Consider the following 17,120-nt stretch of genomic DNA (forward strand, 5'->3'; position numbering starts at 1 on the left):
TATCCCAAAATAAAATTCCTGGCTCGGCAGATTTCCAAGCGTTGTGCACTATTTTTTTCCAAAGCTTATTAGCCTCAATATCTTTTGTATACTTTGGGTTCTCGCTAAAGATAGGATACTTTTGAGTGTAATTACCTTCGTTTTTTACAGCTTTCATAAACGTATCGTCCATACGTACTGAAACATTTGCACCGGTTACTTTACCCTGTTCCATTTTAGCGTCGATAAAGTCTTCTGCATCTGGATGATTGATAGAAACTGAAAGCATTAATGCACCACGGCGGCCATCTTGTGCTACTTCGCGAGTAGAGTTAGAGTATCGTTCCATAAAAGGAACAACCCCTGTTGATGTTAAAGCAGAATTTTTTACCGGCGATCCCTTTGGGCGAATGTGCGAAAGGTCATGCCCTACACCACCACGACGTTTCATAAGTTGTACTTGCTCTTGGTCAATTTTCATAATCCCTCCGTAGGAATCAGAATTTCCATCATTTCCAATAACAAAACAGTTAGAAAGTGACCCTACTTGGTATTTGTTGCCAATACCAGCCATGGGGCTCCCTTGTGGTACAATATATTTAAAGTCTTTAATAAGATCAAACACCTCGTCTTCAGTCATTGAGTTTGGGTATTGCTTCTCGACCCGAGCAATTTCTTTTGCGATACGGCGATGCATATCGTTAGGTGTCTTTTCGTAGATGTTACCATCGGAATCTTTTAGGGCATATTTATTTACCCAAACGCGAGCTGCTAGATCGTCTCCTTTAAAATATTCTAATGAAGCAGAAAAGGCTTCTTCTTGTGTGTAGGTTTTGGGGGCGGAGGCAGGAGCTTTTACTTGCATATAATGTGTGAATTTTAGTAGTTGAGAAAATCAATTTTGAAAGTGTAAATATAGAAAAATTGATGACACTTTACACTATTTAAAAATAAAAAGTTGTCAAGAAAAAATTGTTAATACTCTATTATTCAATGTATTAACAATTTGTCAACAATAAAAAGTTAACAAATTTTAAAATAAATATTGATAAGTGGCTGGTTTGTATGATGTTGGGCTTATTTGATTTTTTGATACTTTCTTTATTTATTTTTAAATACAATTCTCAATAATATTGGTTGAAATTAAATGAAGGTGTGGAGAGGTTATGGTGTTTTATTTACAATATATTTTTTTCAGAAAAAGGAAATCATATATGTTGTATATCCAATCATATAAAATATTGATTTGTATTCAATTAATTTGTTAAAGTTTTTAGAAAGAAAATAATTGGCATTTCTTAATTGAAAACCTATATTTGCACGTTTTAAAATTTATATAAACACGTACAAGAATGCAAAATAAAGGACTCATTACAGTATTTGCAATACTATTTGGCTTGGTAAGTTTATACCAATTGTCATTTACATTTGTTGCAAACAAAGTGGAAGGCGATGCAGAGGCGTTTGCGAAAAGCCAATACACTCAGGAAAACCAACACGATGAAAGACAAGCAGCAGAATCTCGTTATTTAGATTCAGTTGGTAGCGAACCTGTTATAATCGGTATTGACTACAATACAGCAAAAGACAAAGAGCTTAATAAAGGGCTTGACCTAAAAGGAGGGATTAACGTTATCCTTCAAGTATCGGTTCAAGATATCTTACGTGGGTTGGCAAACAACTCTAAAGATCCTGCGTTTAACCAAGCGTTAGTTAATGCAGTTGAACTTCAGAAAAGCAGTCAAGATACTTATTTAGAATCTTTTTTCCAGGCATTCGAAGCTATTCCAGGTGATAATTCATTAGCTTCTTCAAGCATTTTCTTTAACAAAAATTTAGAGGACGATATTAACGCATCCATGACCAACGAAGAAGTAAGGTCTGTATTGGAGCGTAAAATCGATGAGTCTATCCTTTCAGCATTCGAGGTTATACGTAAGCGTATTGACAAGTTTGGAGTAACACAGCCTAATATTCAGCGTTTAGGGAACTCTGGACGTATTTTGGTAGAATTACCAGGAGCTAAAGATGTAGAGCGTATTAAGAAATTATTACAGAGTACAGCGCAATTAGAATTCTGGGATGTTTACAAGTTTGATGATATGGCAGGTTTCTTATCTCAGGCAAATGAAAAAGTAAAGGCACTAAAAGTTAGCGATGTTTCAGAAGAAGAAGCAGAGCAAACTGTAGATACTTCTAGTACTTCAGAGCAAGCAGAGGCTTCTATAGAAAATGATTCTACTGCAGTGGCTCAAGATACAACGGCTACCGATGAGGATGACATTAGTAAGTTATTAGGGGGAGAAGATGTAGAAGAAACAGCTGAGGAAAACCCAATATTAGATAAAATGGTTTCTCCTGGATTTCAAGGAAGCCCTATATTAGCAACGTTTGAAGTAAAAGATACTGCAGCGATTAATAGCTATTTGCGTATGCCGCAAGTGAAGTCTTTATTGCCTAATGAATATCGTTATGCAAAATTTGTATGGGGACTTCCAACAGAGAGTCAAGTAGAAGATTTAGGGGAGGTAACCTCATTGTATGCTATTAAAGGAAACCGAAACAACGAACCACCTTTAGCCGGAGGCGTGGTGACCGATGCAAATCAAACCTACGACCAAAGAGGACAAGTAGCGGTTTCTATGCAGATGAATGGAAAAGGAGCTCGTGCTTGGGAAGAGTTAACTGGCGAAGCATATAAAAATCAAAGTCAGATAGCTATTGTACTTGATAATATTGTGTATTCAGCTCCAGGAGTTACAACAGGGCCTATTGCAGGTGGAAGTAGCCAGATTACAGGAGACTTTACTATTACTGAAGGACAAGATTTAGCAAACGTACTACGTGCTGGTAAACTACCAGCGTCTGCAGACATTATTCAAGCGGAAGTAGTGGGACCAACACTAGGACAGGAAGCTATTAGTAGCGGGATTTTATCATTCGTACTTGCCTTAGCATTTGTATTGATCTGGATGATCTTTTACTATGGTAAAGCAGGTGCTTTTGCAGATATTGCTTTGGTAGTGAATATTTTGTTCATCTTCGGAATTTTAGCAGGACTAGGAGCTGTGTTGACGCTACCCGGTATTGCCGGTATTGTATTAACTATCGGTATTTCGGTAGATGCTAACGTACTTATATTTGAAAGAATTAGAGAAGAGCTCGCAAAAGGGAAAGCGCAACGGGATGCTATTAAAGATGGTTTTAACAATGCATTATCCTCTATTCTCGATGCCAACATTACAACTGGATTAACTGGTTTAATATTATTGGTATTCGGTACAGGCCCTATTCAAGGATTTGCAACTACCTTATTAATAGGTATTCTTACTTCCCTGTTTACTGCAATCTTTATTACTCGATTATTTATCGATATGTATGCTAAAAATGGGAAACCATTAACTTGTTCTACAGGGGCTACTAAAAACTTGTTTAAGAATGTAAACATTAATTTCTTAGCAAAACGTAAAGTTGCTTTTATCATTTCAGGAATTTTAATAACAATTAGTTTGATATCGTTATTCACTAACGGATTAAACCAAGGGGTTGATTTTGTGGGAGGCCGTACCTATACTGTACGTTTTGACAAAACAGTTAATCCTTCTGATATTGAAGACAATTTAATTCAGACTTTTGGTAGTGCTGAAGCAAAAACTTATGGTAGCGACAACCAGCTTAAAATTACCACTAAGTATAAGGTGGATGAAGCTAGTGCTGGAGTGGATCAAGAGATAGAACAGATGCTTTTTGAAACTTTGAAGCCTAACTTCCCGTCAGAAATGACATATGACGACTTTAAAGACGATGACGAAGGTAAAGAAATTGGTAGAATGGAATACTATAAAGTAAGTCCTACCATTGCCGATGATATTAAGAAAGACTCCTTCTGGGCTGTATTGGGATCGTTGATCGTTGTGTTCTTGTACATATTACTACGATTTAGAAAATGGCAATTTAGTTTAGGTGCCGTTGCAGCGGTATTCCACGATGTATTGATCGTGTTGGGTATCTTCTCACTTACCTATAAATTTATGCCGTTTAATATGGAGATTGACCAATCGTTCATTGCCGCGATCTTGACAGTAATCGGGTACTCACTGAATGATACTGTAGTTGTATTTGACCGTATTAGAGAGTTCTTTAATGAGCATAACAGTTGGAAGATGAACCGTATTATTAACAGTGCATTAAACAGCACGTTAAGCCGTACGTTAAATACCTCGGTTACTACATTAATTGTATTATTATCGATATTCTTGATTGGTGCAGAGTCTATCCGTGGATTGATTTTCGCCTTGATGGTTGGGGTTGTAGTAGGTACTTACTCATCATTATTTATCGCAACACCGGTATTCTACGATACTGTTAAGAAAAGAGGAATCGATCTTACTGAGAAAAAAGAAGAAGAGGAAGAAACACCAGAAGCTGTTAAAAAATAACGCTGCTACTTTCTTCGGAAATATAAAAACGCCCGATTCTAATTTTGAATCGGGCGTTTAGGTTTTAAGGTAGTACCTGTGTAGATTCTATGATAATTAAATCAGTTTACGGGTTAGTTAGAATAGGCTCCTGACGAGTATGTTAATTCGTAACTGTGGGTATATATTTCGAAAACAATACCGAAAGGATCTTCTACATAGCACATTTTAAAGGGTTTGTCATTTGGATAATACTCTCTAATAGGCATTCTTTTTTTTCCTCCATAAGATATAATCTCATCGATTAGCTCCTCAATATTGGGGTCTTGAATACAAAAATGAAAAAGTCCAGTATTGAAAGGATTAAATTCAGGAGCCTCTTTCACACCTTGAGGAAATGAAAATAATTCTATTCCAATTCCATCTGAAGTTGAAAGGTGTGCAATTTCAAACTCCTCCCAATCTTCACCAAAAACGTCAATACACATTTGGCCAATAGCAGTGTCTTTTTCTTTTTTAACTGTAGAAGGTTCCATAATCACATACCATCCCATCACCTCCGAATAGAATCTTACCGCTTTTTTGATGTTAGGAACAGTAAGTCCAATATGTGAGAAAGATTTTGGATACTTTTTATTTGTCGTCATATAATTTAATTTAGGAAGCAAAATTAAATTATATTTGCCTAATAGGCAATAACTTACCAAAAAGTGCTATAGTCACCTAAAGGAGTTAAATGCTTAAAATCAATATGTTATATATCATAATTTGAATAAAAAAATCGCTTGTCCGTTACATTATACAATGAATTTAATAGGTACCAAATGGAAGCCATTAATTTTATTTCATTTATTAGAAGGACCTTTACGGTCTGGAGTTTTACAGAAAAAAATTCCAGAAATTTCTAATAAAATGTTTACTCAGTCTTTAAGGCAATTAGAAAAAGACGGACTTATTTCTAGGAAAGTTTATCCAGTTGTTCCTCCCAAAGTAGAATATAAATTGAGCAAAAGGGGAAGGTCTTTAGAGGAGATTTTAATAAGTTTGGATGATTGGGGTGTAGCGGCTAGCAAAAATTAAAATACTTAAGCTAGATGTTTATTTATTTGAGCTATTAATTGTTTGAATTCCACTCCACAACATCTCCTTTTTCCAATGCCCAAGTATCGCTAAGACCAGCATTTACCTCCAATACGTATTGGGAAACACCTTCTGAAGGAAGCGAAGTAGAGTCGTAGGGCTTTGCGTTTTTCTGCATACTTACAACTTCTTTATCGCTGTTTATATAAATGATGTCAATGCTAAACTCGGTGTTTTTCATATAAAACGAACGAGGGCGTGAATCTTCAAATACAAAAAGCATTCCTTGGCTATCGAGCATGCCCTTGCGGTACATCAAGCCAGTTTGGGTTTGGTACTCGTCGTCGGCAATTTCGATATCCAACGTCGCGATGATAGAGTCGGTTTCAGCTTTTTTCAGGGTAAGTTCGCCTTCTTTTGTAAAAGACACCTCCTTAGTAAGGCTTTCTTGATTCTTGGTTTTTTCTTTACAATTGTAAAAAGAACTTGATACTAAGATGCTGAGTAATAATAAGACAACTTTTTTCATGGTAATTAAACACTTCCTTTAATAATTATACTTCTTTTGGATATCTTCTTTTAGACGATTGCAGCATTAAGTATATACCTATTAAAATAAAAGGAATACTCAGCCACTGCCCGGTATTAAGTGCCCATTCAGCACGGTTTTCTACTTGCGCTTCTTTCACAAATTCTACTAAAAAACGAACCGTCCAAAGTAGAATTAAGAAAACTCCAAAAATATAACCTAAGTAATTGCGCTTGTCGGTTTTCCAATAAATAAACCAAAGGATCAGGAATACTAAAATATAACCTGCAGCTTCATATAATTGGGCAGGATGCCTCGGAAACGTTTCTCCTAACTGCTTAAAAATCACACCAAAGTCGCCGTTGGTTGGTTTCCCTATTATTTCAGAATTAATAAAATTACCAATACGTACAAAAATACCACCGCAAGCAACAGCAATTACCACCCGATCTAAAATCCATAATACAGGTTTTTTAATCACTTTTTTACTGTACATAAACATCGCAATGATAATAGCAATAGCTGCTCCGTGACTTGCTAATCCTTGAAAACCGGTAAATTCAAACTCAGGAACGGTGCGAATGGGTAGTAATATCGATAGTGGGTCTTCCCAAATGAGTTCAGTTTGATAAAAAATGACGTGCCCTAATCGTGCTCCTAAAAGCGTTGCGATAACTGTGTAAATGAAAAGGCTGTCCAGTTTTTCTTCTGAGATGTTTTCATTTTTAAATATCCGTTTCATAATAAACCACCCTAGCGTAAAGGCGACTACAAACATTAAACTGTAATAACGGATAACAAAAAAACCAAGATCGATCCCTTGAGAAGGGTCCCAGGTGAAAGCTAAAAATTGTGTCATGTAGTATGTTTTATAACGTACCTTTTTAATTTCAGTCTTTTAAAAGAGAGTACGTGTGCGATTGTAAAGATAGAAAATCCAATAGCTATACAAACGCTACGGTCTTTCTTTTTTTGACGGAACAGGATCATAACCAGAACCACCCCAAGGATTGCAACTAGCGATGCGTTTTATAGCCAGCCAGCTACCTTTAAGCAATCCGTGTCGTTTTAAGGCTTCTACACTATAATGTGAACAAGTAGGGCTGTAGCGGCACGTAGAAGGTGTGAGCGGTGATATCACGTGTTGATACACGCGTATTAAAAAAATAAAAGGGGCTATTAAAATTTTTCTCATTGGTGATACTAAAAATAATAATTTTGCTCACTACTCACTACTCACTACTCACTACTCACTACTCACTACTCACTACTCACTACAATTAGCTTTCCACCCAATTTTTAATAATTTCTTTTCCTTTAGGTGTCAAGACACTTTCTGGGTGAAACTGTACACCGCGAACATCATACAACTTATGACGTAGCGACATGATTTGCCCGTTAGGATCTACAGATGTGATTTCTAATACTTCTGGTAAATCTTCTTTATTGACTACCCAAGAGTGGTAACGACCTATTTCAATTTCGTTATCCAATCCTTTAAACAATGGTTCGTCATCCACTAGAATTGAAGCTTTGGTGGCAACTCCGTGAAATACTTCACTTAGGTTGATGATGCTTCCGCCAAACACTTCGCCAATGGCTTGTTGCCCTAAACATACACCTAAAATAGGTTTTTTGGCAGCATACACCTCAATTACTTTTTTTAGTAGGCCAGCTTCTTCAGGGATGCCAGGGCCTGGGGACAACAATATTTTATTGTAATGTTCTACTTCTTCTAAGGTAAAGCGGTCGTTCCTTTTTACAGTTACTTCGCAGTCTAATTCTTCTAGATAATGCACTAAATTGTACACAAAACTATCGTAGTTGTCTATTACTAATATCTTCATCTTAAATATTCTCTGCTAATTCCAAGGCCTTTGTTAACGCGCCTAATTTGTTATATACTTCTTGTAATTCGTTTTCTTCTTTACTTTCTGAAACCACTCCAGCACCAGCTTGATAGTGTAGCGTATGGTTTTTACTCACAAACGAACGGATAATGATGGCGTGGTTAAAGTTCCCACTGAAATCCATAAAACCAATAGCGCCTCCATAAAATTCTCGGCTTCGGTTTTCGTATTTCTCAAGTAACTGCATCGCTTTGTGTTTGGGTGCTCCACTTAATGTTCCTGCTGGGAAAGTATCGGCCACCACTTGCATAGTAGGTGTTTCCTTATGTTTATTTGCGGTTACTTTACTTACCAAATGGATAACGTGTGAGAAAAACTGAACTTCTCGATACGTATCTACCGTTACATTATTTCCGTGACGGCTTAAGTCGTTTCGAGCGAGGTCTACTAACATCACGTGTTCGCTGTTTTCTTTTTCGTCGGCGGAAAGCTGTTTTGCTAGTTCGGCGTCTTTTTCATCGTTTCCGGTGCGTTTAAAGGTTCCAGCGATGGGGTGAATTTCAGCAACGTCACCTTTTACCACCAGTTGGGCTTCCGGGGAGCTTCCGAAGATTTTAAAGTTTCCGTAGTCAAAATAAAACAAATAAGGGGAAGGGTTTACACTTCGTAACGCACGATAGACGTTAAATTCGTCACCAGTAAAAGCTTGTGAAAACCGTTTGCTGGGTACAATCTGAAATACATCGCCACGGGCACAATGTTCTTTGCATTTTCTTACCAATTCTTTGAAACCTTCATCATCAATATTGGTTTCCGGTTTACCTTGGGTGTGAAAAGGATATTCAGCAAAGTTTTTTGACTTCAGTAATTGTTCAAGTTGCGGAATGTTGTTTTCTGTTTCGTAACAATGCGCAAACAGGTACGCTTCGTTATTAAAATGATTAATGGCAATGATATTTTGATACACAGCGTAGTATAGGTCGGGCATCTCTAGATTTTCATCTTTTTTTGAAATATCTATGTTTTCAAAATATTGAACGGCATCGTACGCCATATACCCAAACAATCCATTGTTAATGAACTTTAAATCATTTTCTTCAGAAGAAAAAGAAGTAGCAAATTTATCAAGAATAGCTGGAACGTTTGTTTCAGAATTGATAGTGATTTCAGCCTTTTTTCCATCTGGAAACTCTTGCGTAATCACACCATTCATTACTTTAATGGAAGCAATTGGATTACAGCAAATGTAGCTGAAACTGTTGTCGTTGGCATGATAGTCGCTACTTTCTAACAAAAGACTATTAGGGAATTTATCCCGCAGTCGCAAATACACCGAAACTGGGGTTAACGTATCTGCCAATAGTTTTTTAGAATGTGTTTTTAATTGATATTTCATAATTTATTGTAAACAAAAAAGGCTTGTCGTGAAAGACAAGCCTTTGGTTTTATTAAGTACCATGGTGCTTTACTCACGAGCGTTTACGTGTGTAAAATATGCCACCAGGTATGTTTGTTGTTTGTGTTCATAAACTTAGTTTTCAAAGATAGAAACGAAAGTTGTAAACCACAAATAACGAGTGCTTAAAATTTTAAAGTTACGTCTAATATAAAGGTGTCTGATATAGTATTGTCACCTAAACTATCAAAGAAACTTCCCGATCCATAACGAACGCCGTATTTAGTACGGTCAATCTTCAAAGTAGTGGTGGCAGCACTTTCTCCCATGATAAGTTCGAAAGTTACCGGCTCTGTTTTTCCTTTAATGGTAAGGTTTGCAGTTACGTCATATACATTTCCTTTATTGGATGCGCTAGTAATTTCTAAAGTAGAGGTCGGGTGGTTTTCGATACCAAAAAAGTCATCACTTTTTAAATGACCTTCTAACTTTCCTTTACTTTCTCCTTCAAGATCGGTTACGGTTATGGAAGTCATATCTACAGTAAATGTTCCGCCTGTTAATTGATCACCTTCCATTTCAAGATGTCCGTCTTGTAAGTTAATAGTCCCGGTATGTGAGCCTAATACTTTTTTTCCTTTCCATTCAATGGTGCTTTCTTCAATATTTATTTTCTTTTCCATAGTTGATGTAAATGCGGCTGTGCCTGCAGCGACAGCCAAGATTAATACTGATTTTAAAATGATTTTCTTTTTCATAACAATTTTCTTTATTTGGTTAAATAGTTGTAAATAATTCTTCTTTTTCTTTTCGTACTTTTGGGTAATGTTGTGTGTCGTCTTCCTCGCTTCGGTAGCCTATTGTTGCAATAACAGCTGTGTTTAAGCCTTTTTTATCTAGTTCAAGAATTTCGTTAAATACTTTGGCATCAAACCCTTCCATAGGGCAAACATCTACTTTAATTTCGGCAGCTGCTGAAAGGAGGTTTCCCAAAACAATGTAACTTTGGTTTTGTGTCCACTGCGCTTTTTGTTCAATAGAGAACTCACCAATTTTAGATTTCATAAAACTTGAAAAATTTGATAAACTTTCCAAAGGAAGCTCGCGCACCGTACTAACATTTTCTATATATGAATCGATTAACTCATCTCCAAAACCTACTTTATTGGCGATAACAATTAATTGAGAAGCATCAGTAGTCTGTGATTGATTCCAAGCAGCGGGTTTAAGCTTTTCACGAAGTTCGGCATCTTCAATTACTAAAATTTCATAGGGCTGAAGTCCGTACGAAGAAGCCGATAATTGCATCGCTTCTTTTAGAAACTCTAAATCTGTTTCGTTTATTTTTTTTGTGGCGTCAAACTTCTTGGTGGCGTACCGCCAGTTTAAATTTTCAAGGTAGTTACTCATCGTTTCTTAATTTATCTAATAGGTTATTTAAGGTTTCTAATTCTTCAGTATTTAAATTTTTCACAACATTTTGATTCGCTTCCGTGATAATGGGGTCTAATTCTTTTAAAACAGACAAACCTTTTTCGGTAATAAGTATTTCTATTTTTCTTCGGTTTTCAGGACAAACCTTTCGGGTCACTAACTTTTTCTGAATCAGTTTGTCTACTAACCGTGTCGTGTTGCTATTGCGGTCAATCATACGTTCTTGTAGCGTAGATAGGTTGGCTGGTTTTCCTTTTTGGCCTCTTAAAATGCGCAGCACATTATACTGTTGATTGGTAAGGTTGAAATCTTTAAAAACCGAAGTAGCCATTTCTATAACCCGAGAGGTATAGACCATGTTAATCACCGTTTTTGAGGCGATTTCCATAGGCTGCTTAGTTTTTATTACATCTTCAATTCTCATAGTTGTATATACAATTGTTGTTGATACAAATGTATGTAGGTTTGCCTGTTTAAAAAATACTTTAACAAAGTTTAACAAGGAGGAATAATGAAAAGGATGACTTCCAAGTTGAAAACTGGGAAATATGTTGCGTGAAATAAACGTTAAAAATAAACTGACAATCAATAACTTTGAATATATTTCAGCATGAAAAAAATTGCATTACTACTATTAGTACTGATACTTCAAGCCTGTGTGGACGATAAAAAAAATGCAGATACTAAGATGGAGAAATCCGCAGAAGTTCCTGAAGAAATTAAAGAGTTAGCAGGAGAGCAAATGGAAGCAGAACCAATTTCGGTTAGAATACCTTCTTATGATTTTGAAACGTTTCAGAAGAAGATACTTCAGAAAAACAATGATACTACCTATGTAGTCAACTTTTGGGCCACTTGGTGTAAGCCTTGTGTAAAAGAGTTGCCTTATTTTGAAAGAATAAATAAAGAATACGCCGATAAAAAAGTGAAAGTGATTTTAGCAAGCTTAGACTTTCCTAATAAGGTGCAGAGTCAGGTAGTACCTTTTATAAAAAAGAACAAATTACATTCTGAAATTGTTTTACTTGATGATGCCGATGCCAATAGCTGGATTCCGAAAGTCTCCGAAGAATGGAGTGGGGCTATCCCTGCCACAGTAATTTATAAGGACGATAGTCGTAAGTTTTATGAAAAATCGTTTACCTATGAAGAATTAAAAACTGAAATACAAAAACTACTATAAAACAATACCACTATGAAAAAAGTATCAAAATACCTGCCTATAGCCATAATGGCCTTTTTATTGATAGGATTAAGCAGCTGTAAAAACGAAAATAAAAATCAAAAGGAAGTTACCGCCGATAAAAATGAAGAAGTTGCGATGGCTAAGACTGCAGAAGTAGAGACTGCCAAAGGCTACACCATTGGGGACGAAGCAACCGATTTTAAATTGAAAGATGTGGACGGCGATATGGTTTCCTTGTCTGATTATCCAGATGCTAAAGGATTTATTGTAATATTTACGTGTAACACCTGTCCATTTGCAGTAGCAAGTGAAGAGCGTATGGTTGCTTTGGTCCAAGAGTTTAAAGGCAAAGGCTATCCTGTAATTGCCATTAACCCTAATAATCCAGAAGTACAACCTGACGACACCTACGAGTTAATGCAAGAAAAAGCAAAAGAAGCCGGATTTACCTTTCCATATTTGTATGATGAAAGCCAAACTATTTATGCGAAATACGGAGCTACAAAAACCCCACACGTGTATCTTCTTAATAAAGAAAATGATAAAAATATAGTTAAATACATTGGAGCAATTGATGACAACGTTCGTAATGCCGATGCCGTAAAAGATCGCTTTTTAGCCAATGCCATAAATGAATTATTAGCAGGAAAAGAAGTAACAGTTAAAGAAACTAAAGCTATTGGGTGCACTGTAAAACAATAAAAAGATAATATTTTATATAATAAACCTGATTGCGTTTAGTGGTCGGGTTTTTTATTAAAAGAATTTTTATGAATCAAAACCTGTAACGTTTTTATTTTTTTTGCGTCTATAGCAATGAGAATCCTTATTTTTACAAAAAATTAAGACCAATGGATTTAACCCAACAAGAGTGGAGCGAAAAGCTTAACGCAGACGATAATGCACAGATTTTAGATGTTCGAACAGACGAAGAAGTAGCTGAAAAGCATATTCCGAATTCTAAACAAATGGACATACAGAACCCACCAAAATTTATGGAGGAGTTGCAACAGTTGGATGATTCAAAAAATTACTATGTGTATTGCCGTTCTGGTGCCCGAAGTGCACAAGCCTGTGCTATTTTAAAATCGCAAGGTTTTGAAAACTGCTATAACCTATTAGGGGGTATAACCGAATGGGAAGGCGAAACTGTTTCTTAAATTCTTCAATTATGAAAAAGTATCTTTTACTACCTATCTTTAGTTTATTAATCCTTGTCGTTTCGTGCGGTCAAAATAATTCTAGCACAGTTGAGGTAATGGATCCTCATCACTTTTTAGAAACTATGGAAGGCGATGAACAGAGTCAGTTGGTAGATGTGCGCACCACAGAAGAGTTTGGTGTTAGTCACTTAAAAGATGCTCAGAATATCTGTGTAACAGATGCCGATTTTCAAGAAAAAATTAAAGACTTAGACAAAACAAAACCTGTGTATGTCTATTGCCGAAGTGGAGGGCGAAGTGCTCGTGCGGCAAAGATTCTTGAAGAAAATGGTTTTACAAAAGTGTATGATCTACAAGGTGGAATTACTTCTTGGGACGAACAAGGCTTAGAAACTGAGCAATAGTCTTCTTTCTTCTTAAAAAATTAACAGATTTATTTTTATCGAGTTAAAGTAACGCTAAACACGTATCTAATTTGGCTATCTATTGTGTTCTATAGCTATATTTAACATATAAATTGATATGCTATGAAAAATCAAGACCAAATTATTCACGAAGAAATGCGTAAACTTATTAAGAAAAGTTGCGTTGTAGATTCACAATTAAATCCTGAATTTTATAGTTTTCAGAAGTCGTTATTAAAGTTCTTTTTTAATGCTGCTTCCGTATTAATTGATAGAGATAATAAGATAATAACGCTCTATGGTGGTGCTATTGTAGACCACTCTCCTCGTTCGTTTTATACTATTAATCAACTAACAACTACAAATATATCATATAGCAATTTAGAGGAAACATTAAAAGGATGCCTAGAAAAAGGTGATAAAGAAGCACGGTTTTATAAATCACAGCTGTTTCATTATAATAATGTAAAACAAGTAATAGCAGATGATGCTATTAGTGCGTAAGTAAAACCTTTTATATATTTTAAAAGCTACTCAAATAGGGTAGCTTTTTTAATACTGTAATTATTTTTTTCGCTCCACTGTTTTTCCTTTTTGAATATATAGTACGGCATCTTCTAAAACTAAATACAAACACGGAACAATTACTAAAATTATAGAGGTAGCAAACACAATTCCAAAGCCTAATGAAATGGCCATCGGTATTAAATGAAATGCTTGACTAGAGGTTTCTAAAATAATAGGGGTTAAGCCTCCAAAAGTAGTTAAGGTAGTCAATAAAATAGGACGAAAACGACGAAGCCCAGCTTCATGTATAGATTCGTATATAGAATGATTTTTTCGTTTTTTATTTGCATAATCTATCATTATAAGCGAATCGTTTACTACCACTCCAGATAATGCAATCACCCCCATTAAACTAACAATGGAAAGATCGTACCCTAAAAGAATATGTCCAATCACAGCTCCTACAACTCCAAAAGGAATAGCCGTCATGACGATTAAAGGTTGTGTGTAACTGCTAAAGGCAATAGCTAATAACGCATACATAATCATCATAGCTAAAGAAAACCCACTCCACAGAGATTGTGTGGACTCTCTCATATCTGCTTGACTTCCTTCAAAGGTCCAAGTAATGCCAGGGTAATCAGCACGAAGTTGTGGTAACACTTCATTATTGATAGAAGCTAATACGCGGCCCACTGCATTTGAAGGTTCTACATCCATCCCCACATTAATGACACGACGCCCGTCACGGCGATTTATACTGGTAAAAGCCTCTCGTTGACTAACTGTTACCACATCGAATAACGGAACTTCTACACTATCAGGAGTACGGATTAAGAAGTTTTCTAGGTTTTGTAAATTTTTACGTTCTTCTAAGGGTAATTTAACGCGCACTTCAATTTCATTAATGCCTCTTAATTGGCGTATGGCTAGTGCTCCATAAAAAGCATCTCTAACTTGTCTTCCTACTTCGTTAGAAGTGAGACCAAGGTTTCTGCCTTCTGGTAGTAGTTTGAAGTCGTATTGAAGTTTTCCCTTGTTGTAATTATCACTCACATCTCTCGTGTTATCATAAGCTTCCATCCGTTCAAAAAAAGCTTTGCTGGCACGTTCTAACGTTTCAACATCGGTATGACTTAAATCTATACTAATTGCTTGACTGGCTCCGCCGGGACCTCTTTCTGCTTCAAAAGTTATTTGGTCCACTCCTTCAATATCCCCAATATTATCGCGCCAAATTGCAATCATTTCTCTAGCTGTCATGTCACGGTCATCGGGTGGAAGCATTACAATTTCCACATCGATAAAATTTTGACCGCGTACGTTGGTTTTAATCCCTTCGGCAGCCTCATAAAGGTTGTGTTCTTCAAACATTTGTTGTGTGGACTTTGTGATCTCTTCAGCTACTTTGGCAGCTTGATCTGGAGTTGTACCTACCGGCAGTCGTACACCGGCTTCAATTTCATCTGCTGCTACTTCGGGCATCATGATCATCCCCATATGGTCGCTATAGCCATAACCTCCTACTACTAATAGTAGCGCTACTGCGATAGATAATGTGATGTATCTATATTTGAGGCATTTGTCTAAAAATGGACGATAATGTCTATCAACAAAGCGTGTAAGACCATTTGAAAAATATTGTTGTCCTTTTTCTAAACGCAGCACCCATTTTTTCTTTTTCTTTTTTTCTGAAAGATGCCCTAGGTGAGAAGGGAGAATAAACAAGGCTTCTAAAAGTGAAACCGCCAAAATAACAATCACTACAGCGGGTAAGGGTTGCCAGAATTTCCCTGTTTCACCAGGCATAAATAAAAGTGGTATAAATGCCACAATAGTAGTGATGATACTAAAGGTAACGGGTTTTGAGACATCTTTAGTCCCTTTAATGGCGGCTTTCATAAAGGGCAATCCCTTTTGTCGGTATTCGTAAATATTTTCTCCTACTACAATCGCATCATCTACCACAATACCCAGTACTACTAAAAAACCAAACATGGAGATCATATTGATACTGATGCCTATAAGCGGAAGTAAAATAACACCTCCTATAAAGGAAATGGTCATCCCAATCATTACCCAAAAAGCAAGTCGATACTCCAAAAATAAGGTGAGGATCACTAAAACTATTATAATGGCAAGCACTCCATTTTCAGTTAAAAGCGAAAGACGTTCCCGATAGTCTTCTGCACGATTACTGTCAATACGGTACTGCACACCTGGAGGCAATTGGAAGTCCTCCATAATCTCTTTTACCTTTTCTTCAATATCTAAGGGAGATTGATCTCCTATGCGAAAAATCTCTAGGTCGATGGAAGGGGTTTGGTTAAACTGACCGTGAAAGCCTGTTTCTTCAAAACCGTCTGTTATCGTAGCAATTTCAGATAGGGTTACCCGAGCACCCGAATTAGAGGATAGTATGGTAATATCTCCAAACTCTTCCGCCCATTGCTTGCGTTCCTTCATCCGCAATAAAATCTCTTCACTCTGTGTCTCCACGGCTCCGGCAGGTACATCCTCACTAGATTGCGCAACAATATCGGCTACCTGCCCCAATGTAAGGTTGTATTGCCGTAAATTGTGTCTTGGTATTTCAATGTGGGTAACGTAATCAGGTACATTTCCTATTTCTACTTGTGTAATTTCAGCATTACTTAAAAGACGGTTTCGTAAACGCTCGGTAAGGTTTCGTAAGGCTGTGATATCTATATTTCCGAAGAGGCTAATTTGCATAACATCTCGCTGTCTAGACTGAAGTGCCACTTGGGGTTGTTCTATATCGTCGGGAAAAGTACGAATGCGGTTAACCGCCTGGTCAATATCTTGAAAAGCTTTCATCCGGTCAGTTCCAGCAACTAATTCAATAAGAATCTCACCAGAACCTTCGTTGGCGGTAGAAACAATTTCTTTAATACCTTGTATGCCTCGTATGGCTTCTTCTACAGGTAATAAAATTCCTTGTTCTACTTCGGCGGGTGCTGCTCCAGGATATACTACATTTACTTCAACAAAGTCAAGCTGAAACTGCGGAAACACCTCTTTTTGAATATTGAACATCGTCCAAATACCACCGCCAATCAAGAGGATCATGATTAAATTTGCAATAATGGAATTCCGGGCCATGTACCCAATGACTCCCTCTTTCCTTACTTTTTTTTCTTGATTGTCTTCCAC

General features: G+C 36.6%; 18 protein-coding genes. 7 read left to right on the top strand and 11 right to left on the bottom strand.

Annotated features, from left to right (window positions below):
• The coding region (locus tag AACZ92_RS09765) for a ribonucleotide reductase N-terminal alpha domain-containing protein (RefSeq protein ID WP_339700447.1) at positions 1-844 on the bottom strand (844 nt) is incomplete at its 3' end.
• Between the two features lie 487 nt (positions 845-1,331).
• On the opposite strand from AACZ92_RS09765, the gene secDF reads away from it, so the two are divergent.
• Positions 1,332-4,418, top strand: a complete 3,087-nt coding sequence (secDF, locus tag AACZ92_RS09770; RefSeq protein WP_339700450.1) for a protein translocase subunit SecDF — start codon at positions 1,332-1,334, stop codon at positions 4,416-4,418.
• Positions 4,419-4,531: 113 nt separating this feature from the next.
• Here the strand turns inward: secDF and AACZ92_RS09775 are convergent, their stop codons facing one another.
• Positions 4,532-5,044 carry a VOC family protein gene (locus tag AACZ92_RS09775; RefSeq protein ID WP_339700452.1) on the bottom strand — a complete coding sequence of 171 codons (513 nt, stop codon included), beginning with the start codon at positions 5,042-5,044 and terminating at the stop codon, positions 4,532-4,534.
• A gap of 121 nt (positions 5,045-5,165) precedes the next feature.
• Between AACZ92_RS09775 and AACZ92_RS09780 the strand changes: the two genes are divergently transcribed.
• Complete coding sequence (locus AACZ92_RS09780) at positions 5,166-5,477, top strand: helix-turn-helix domain-containing protein (RefSeq protein ID WP_339700455.1); 312 nt, start codon at positions 5,166-5,168, stop codon at positions 5,475-5,477.
• Positions 5,478-5,511: 34 nt separating this feature from the next.
• On the opposite strand, the gene AACZ92_RS09785 is transcribed toward AACZ92_RS09780, so the two are convergent.
• From AACZ92_RS09785 to AACZ92_RS09820, 8 genes are all read right to left on the bottom strand, one after another.
• Complete coding sequence (locus AACZ92_RS09785; RefSeq protein WP_339700458.1) at positions 5,512-6,006, bottom strand: DUF192 domain-containing protein; 495 nt, start codon at positions 6,004-6,006, stop codon at positions 5,512-5,514.
• 25 nt (positions 6,007-6,031) lie between these two features.
• Positions 6,032-6,865: a prolipoprotein diacylglyceryl transferase gene (gene lgt / locus AACZ92_RS09790; RefSeq protein WP_339700460.1), complete on the bottom strand. Its 834-nt coding sequence runs from the start codon at positions 6,863-6,865 to the stop codon at positions 6,032-6,034.
• 96 nt (positions 6,866-6,961) lie between these two features.
• A complete protein-coding gene (yidD, locus tag AACZ92_RS09795; RefSeq protein ID WP_339700462.1) occupies positions 6,962-7,201 on the bottom strand; it encodes a membrane protein insertion efficiency factor YidD in 240 nt (79 codons plus the stop codon).
• Positions 7,202-7,286: 85 nt separating this feature from the next.
• Positions 7,287-7,853: an aminodeoxychorismate/anthranilate synthase component II gene (locus AACZ92_RS09800; protein ID WP_339700465.1), complete on the bottom strand. Its 567-nt coding sequence runs from the start codon at positions 7,851-7,853 to the stop codon at positions 7,287-7,289.
• Between the two features lies 1 nt (position 7,854).
• The gene (locus tag AACZ92_RS09805) at positions 7,855-9,252 is read right to left on the bottom strand and encodes an anthranilate synthase component I family protein (protein WP_339700468.1); all 1,398 of its coding nucleotides are present in this window, start codon (positions 9,250-9,252) and stop codon (positions 7,855-7,857) included.
• 185 nt (positions 9,253-9,437) lie between these two features.
• The gene (locus AACZ92_RS09810) at positions 9,438-10,010 is read right to left on the bottom strand and encodes a YceI family protein (protein ID WP_339700471.1); all 573 of its coding nucleotides are present in this window, start codon (positions 10,008-10,010) and stop codon (positions 9,438-9,440) included.
• 19 nt (positions 10,011-10,029) lie between these two features.
• Entirely contained in the window at positions 10,030-10,662 is a 633-nt protein-coding gene (locus tag AACZ92_RS09815; RefSeq protein ID WP_339700473.1) for an NAD(P)H-dependent oxidoreductase, read from the bottom strand.
• A complete protein-coding gene (locus tag AACZ92_RS09820; protein ID WP_339700474.1) occupies positions 10,655-11,110 on the bottom strand; it encodes a MarR family transcriptional regulator in 456 nt (151 codons plus the stop codon). Before AACZ92_RS09820 ends, AACZ92_RS09815 begins: the two co-directional genes overlap by 8 nt.
• Before the next feature lie 186 nt (positions 11,111-11,296).
• Here AACZ92_RS09820 and AACZ92_RS09825 point away from each other — a divergent pair, with 186 nt between their 5' ends.
• The 5 genes from AACZ92_RS09825 (at position 11,297) to AACZ92_RS09845 (ending at position 13,943) form a co-directional block, all read left to right on the top strand.
• Positions 11,297-11,869 carry a redoxin domain-containing protein gene (locus AACZ92_RS09825; RefSeq protein ID WP_339700476.1) on the top strand — a complete coding sequence of 191 codons (573 nt, stop codon included), beginning with the start codon at positions 11,297-11,299 and terminating at the stop codon, positions 11,867-11,869.
• 138 nt (positions 11,870-12,007) lie between these two features.
• Positions 12,008-12,574, top strand: coding sequence for a thioredoxin family protein (locus AACZ92_RS09830; protein ID WP_339700546.1), 567 nt, complete (start codon positions 12,008-12,010; stop codon positions 12,572-12,574).
• Between the two features lie 149 nt (positions 12,575-12,723).
• On the top strand, positions 12,724-13,032 hold the full coding sequence (locus AACZ92_RS09835; protein ID WP_339700478.1) for a rhodanese-like domain-containing protein: 309 nt from the start codon (positions 12,724-12,726) through the stop codon (positions 13,030-13,032).
• An 11-nt stretch (positions 13,033-13,043) separates the two neighbouring features.
• Entirely contained in the window at positions 13,044-13,439 is a 396-nt protein-coding gene (locus AACZ92_RS09840) for a rhodanese-like domain-containing protein (protein ID WP_339700481.1), read from the top strand.
• Positions 13,440-13,562: 123 nt separating this feature from the next.
• Positions 13,563-13,943, top strand: coding sequence for a hypothetical protein (locus AACZ92_RS09845; protein WP_339700484.1), 381 nt, complete (start codon positions 13,563-13,565; stop codon positions 13,941-13,943).
• A gap of 60 nt (positions 13,944-14,003) precedes the next feature.
• Here AACZ92_RS09845 and AACZ92_RS09850 read toward each other — a convergent pair whose 3' ends face one another.
• The gene (locus AACZ92_RS09850) at positions 14,004-17,120 is read right to left on the bottom strand and encodes an efflux RND transporter permease subunit (protein ID WP_339700487.1); all 3,117 of its coding nucleotides are present in this window, start codon (positions 17,118-17,120) and stop codon (positions 14,004-14,006) included.

Source organism: uncultured Marixanthomonas sp., assembly GCF_963974425.1.
Lineage (GTDB): Bacteria > Bacteroidota > Bacteroidia > Flavobacteriales > Flavobacteriaceae > Marixanthomonas.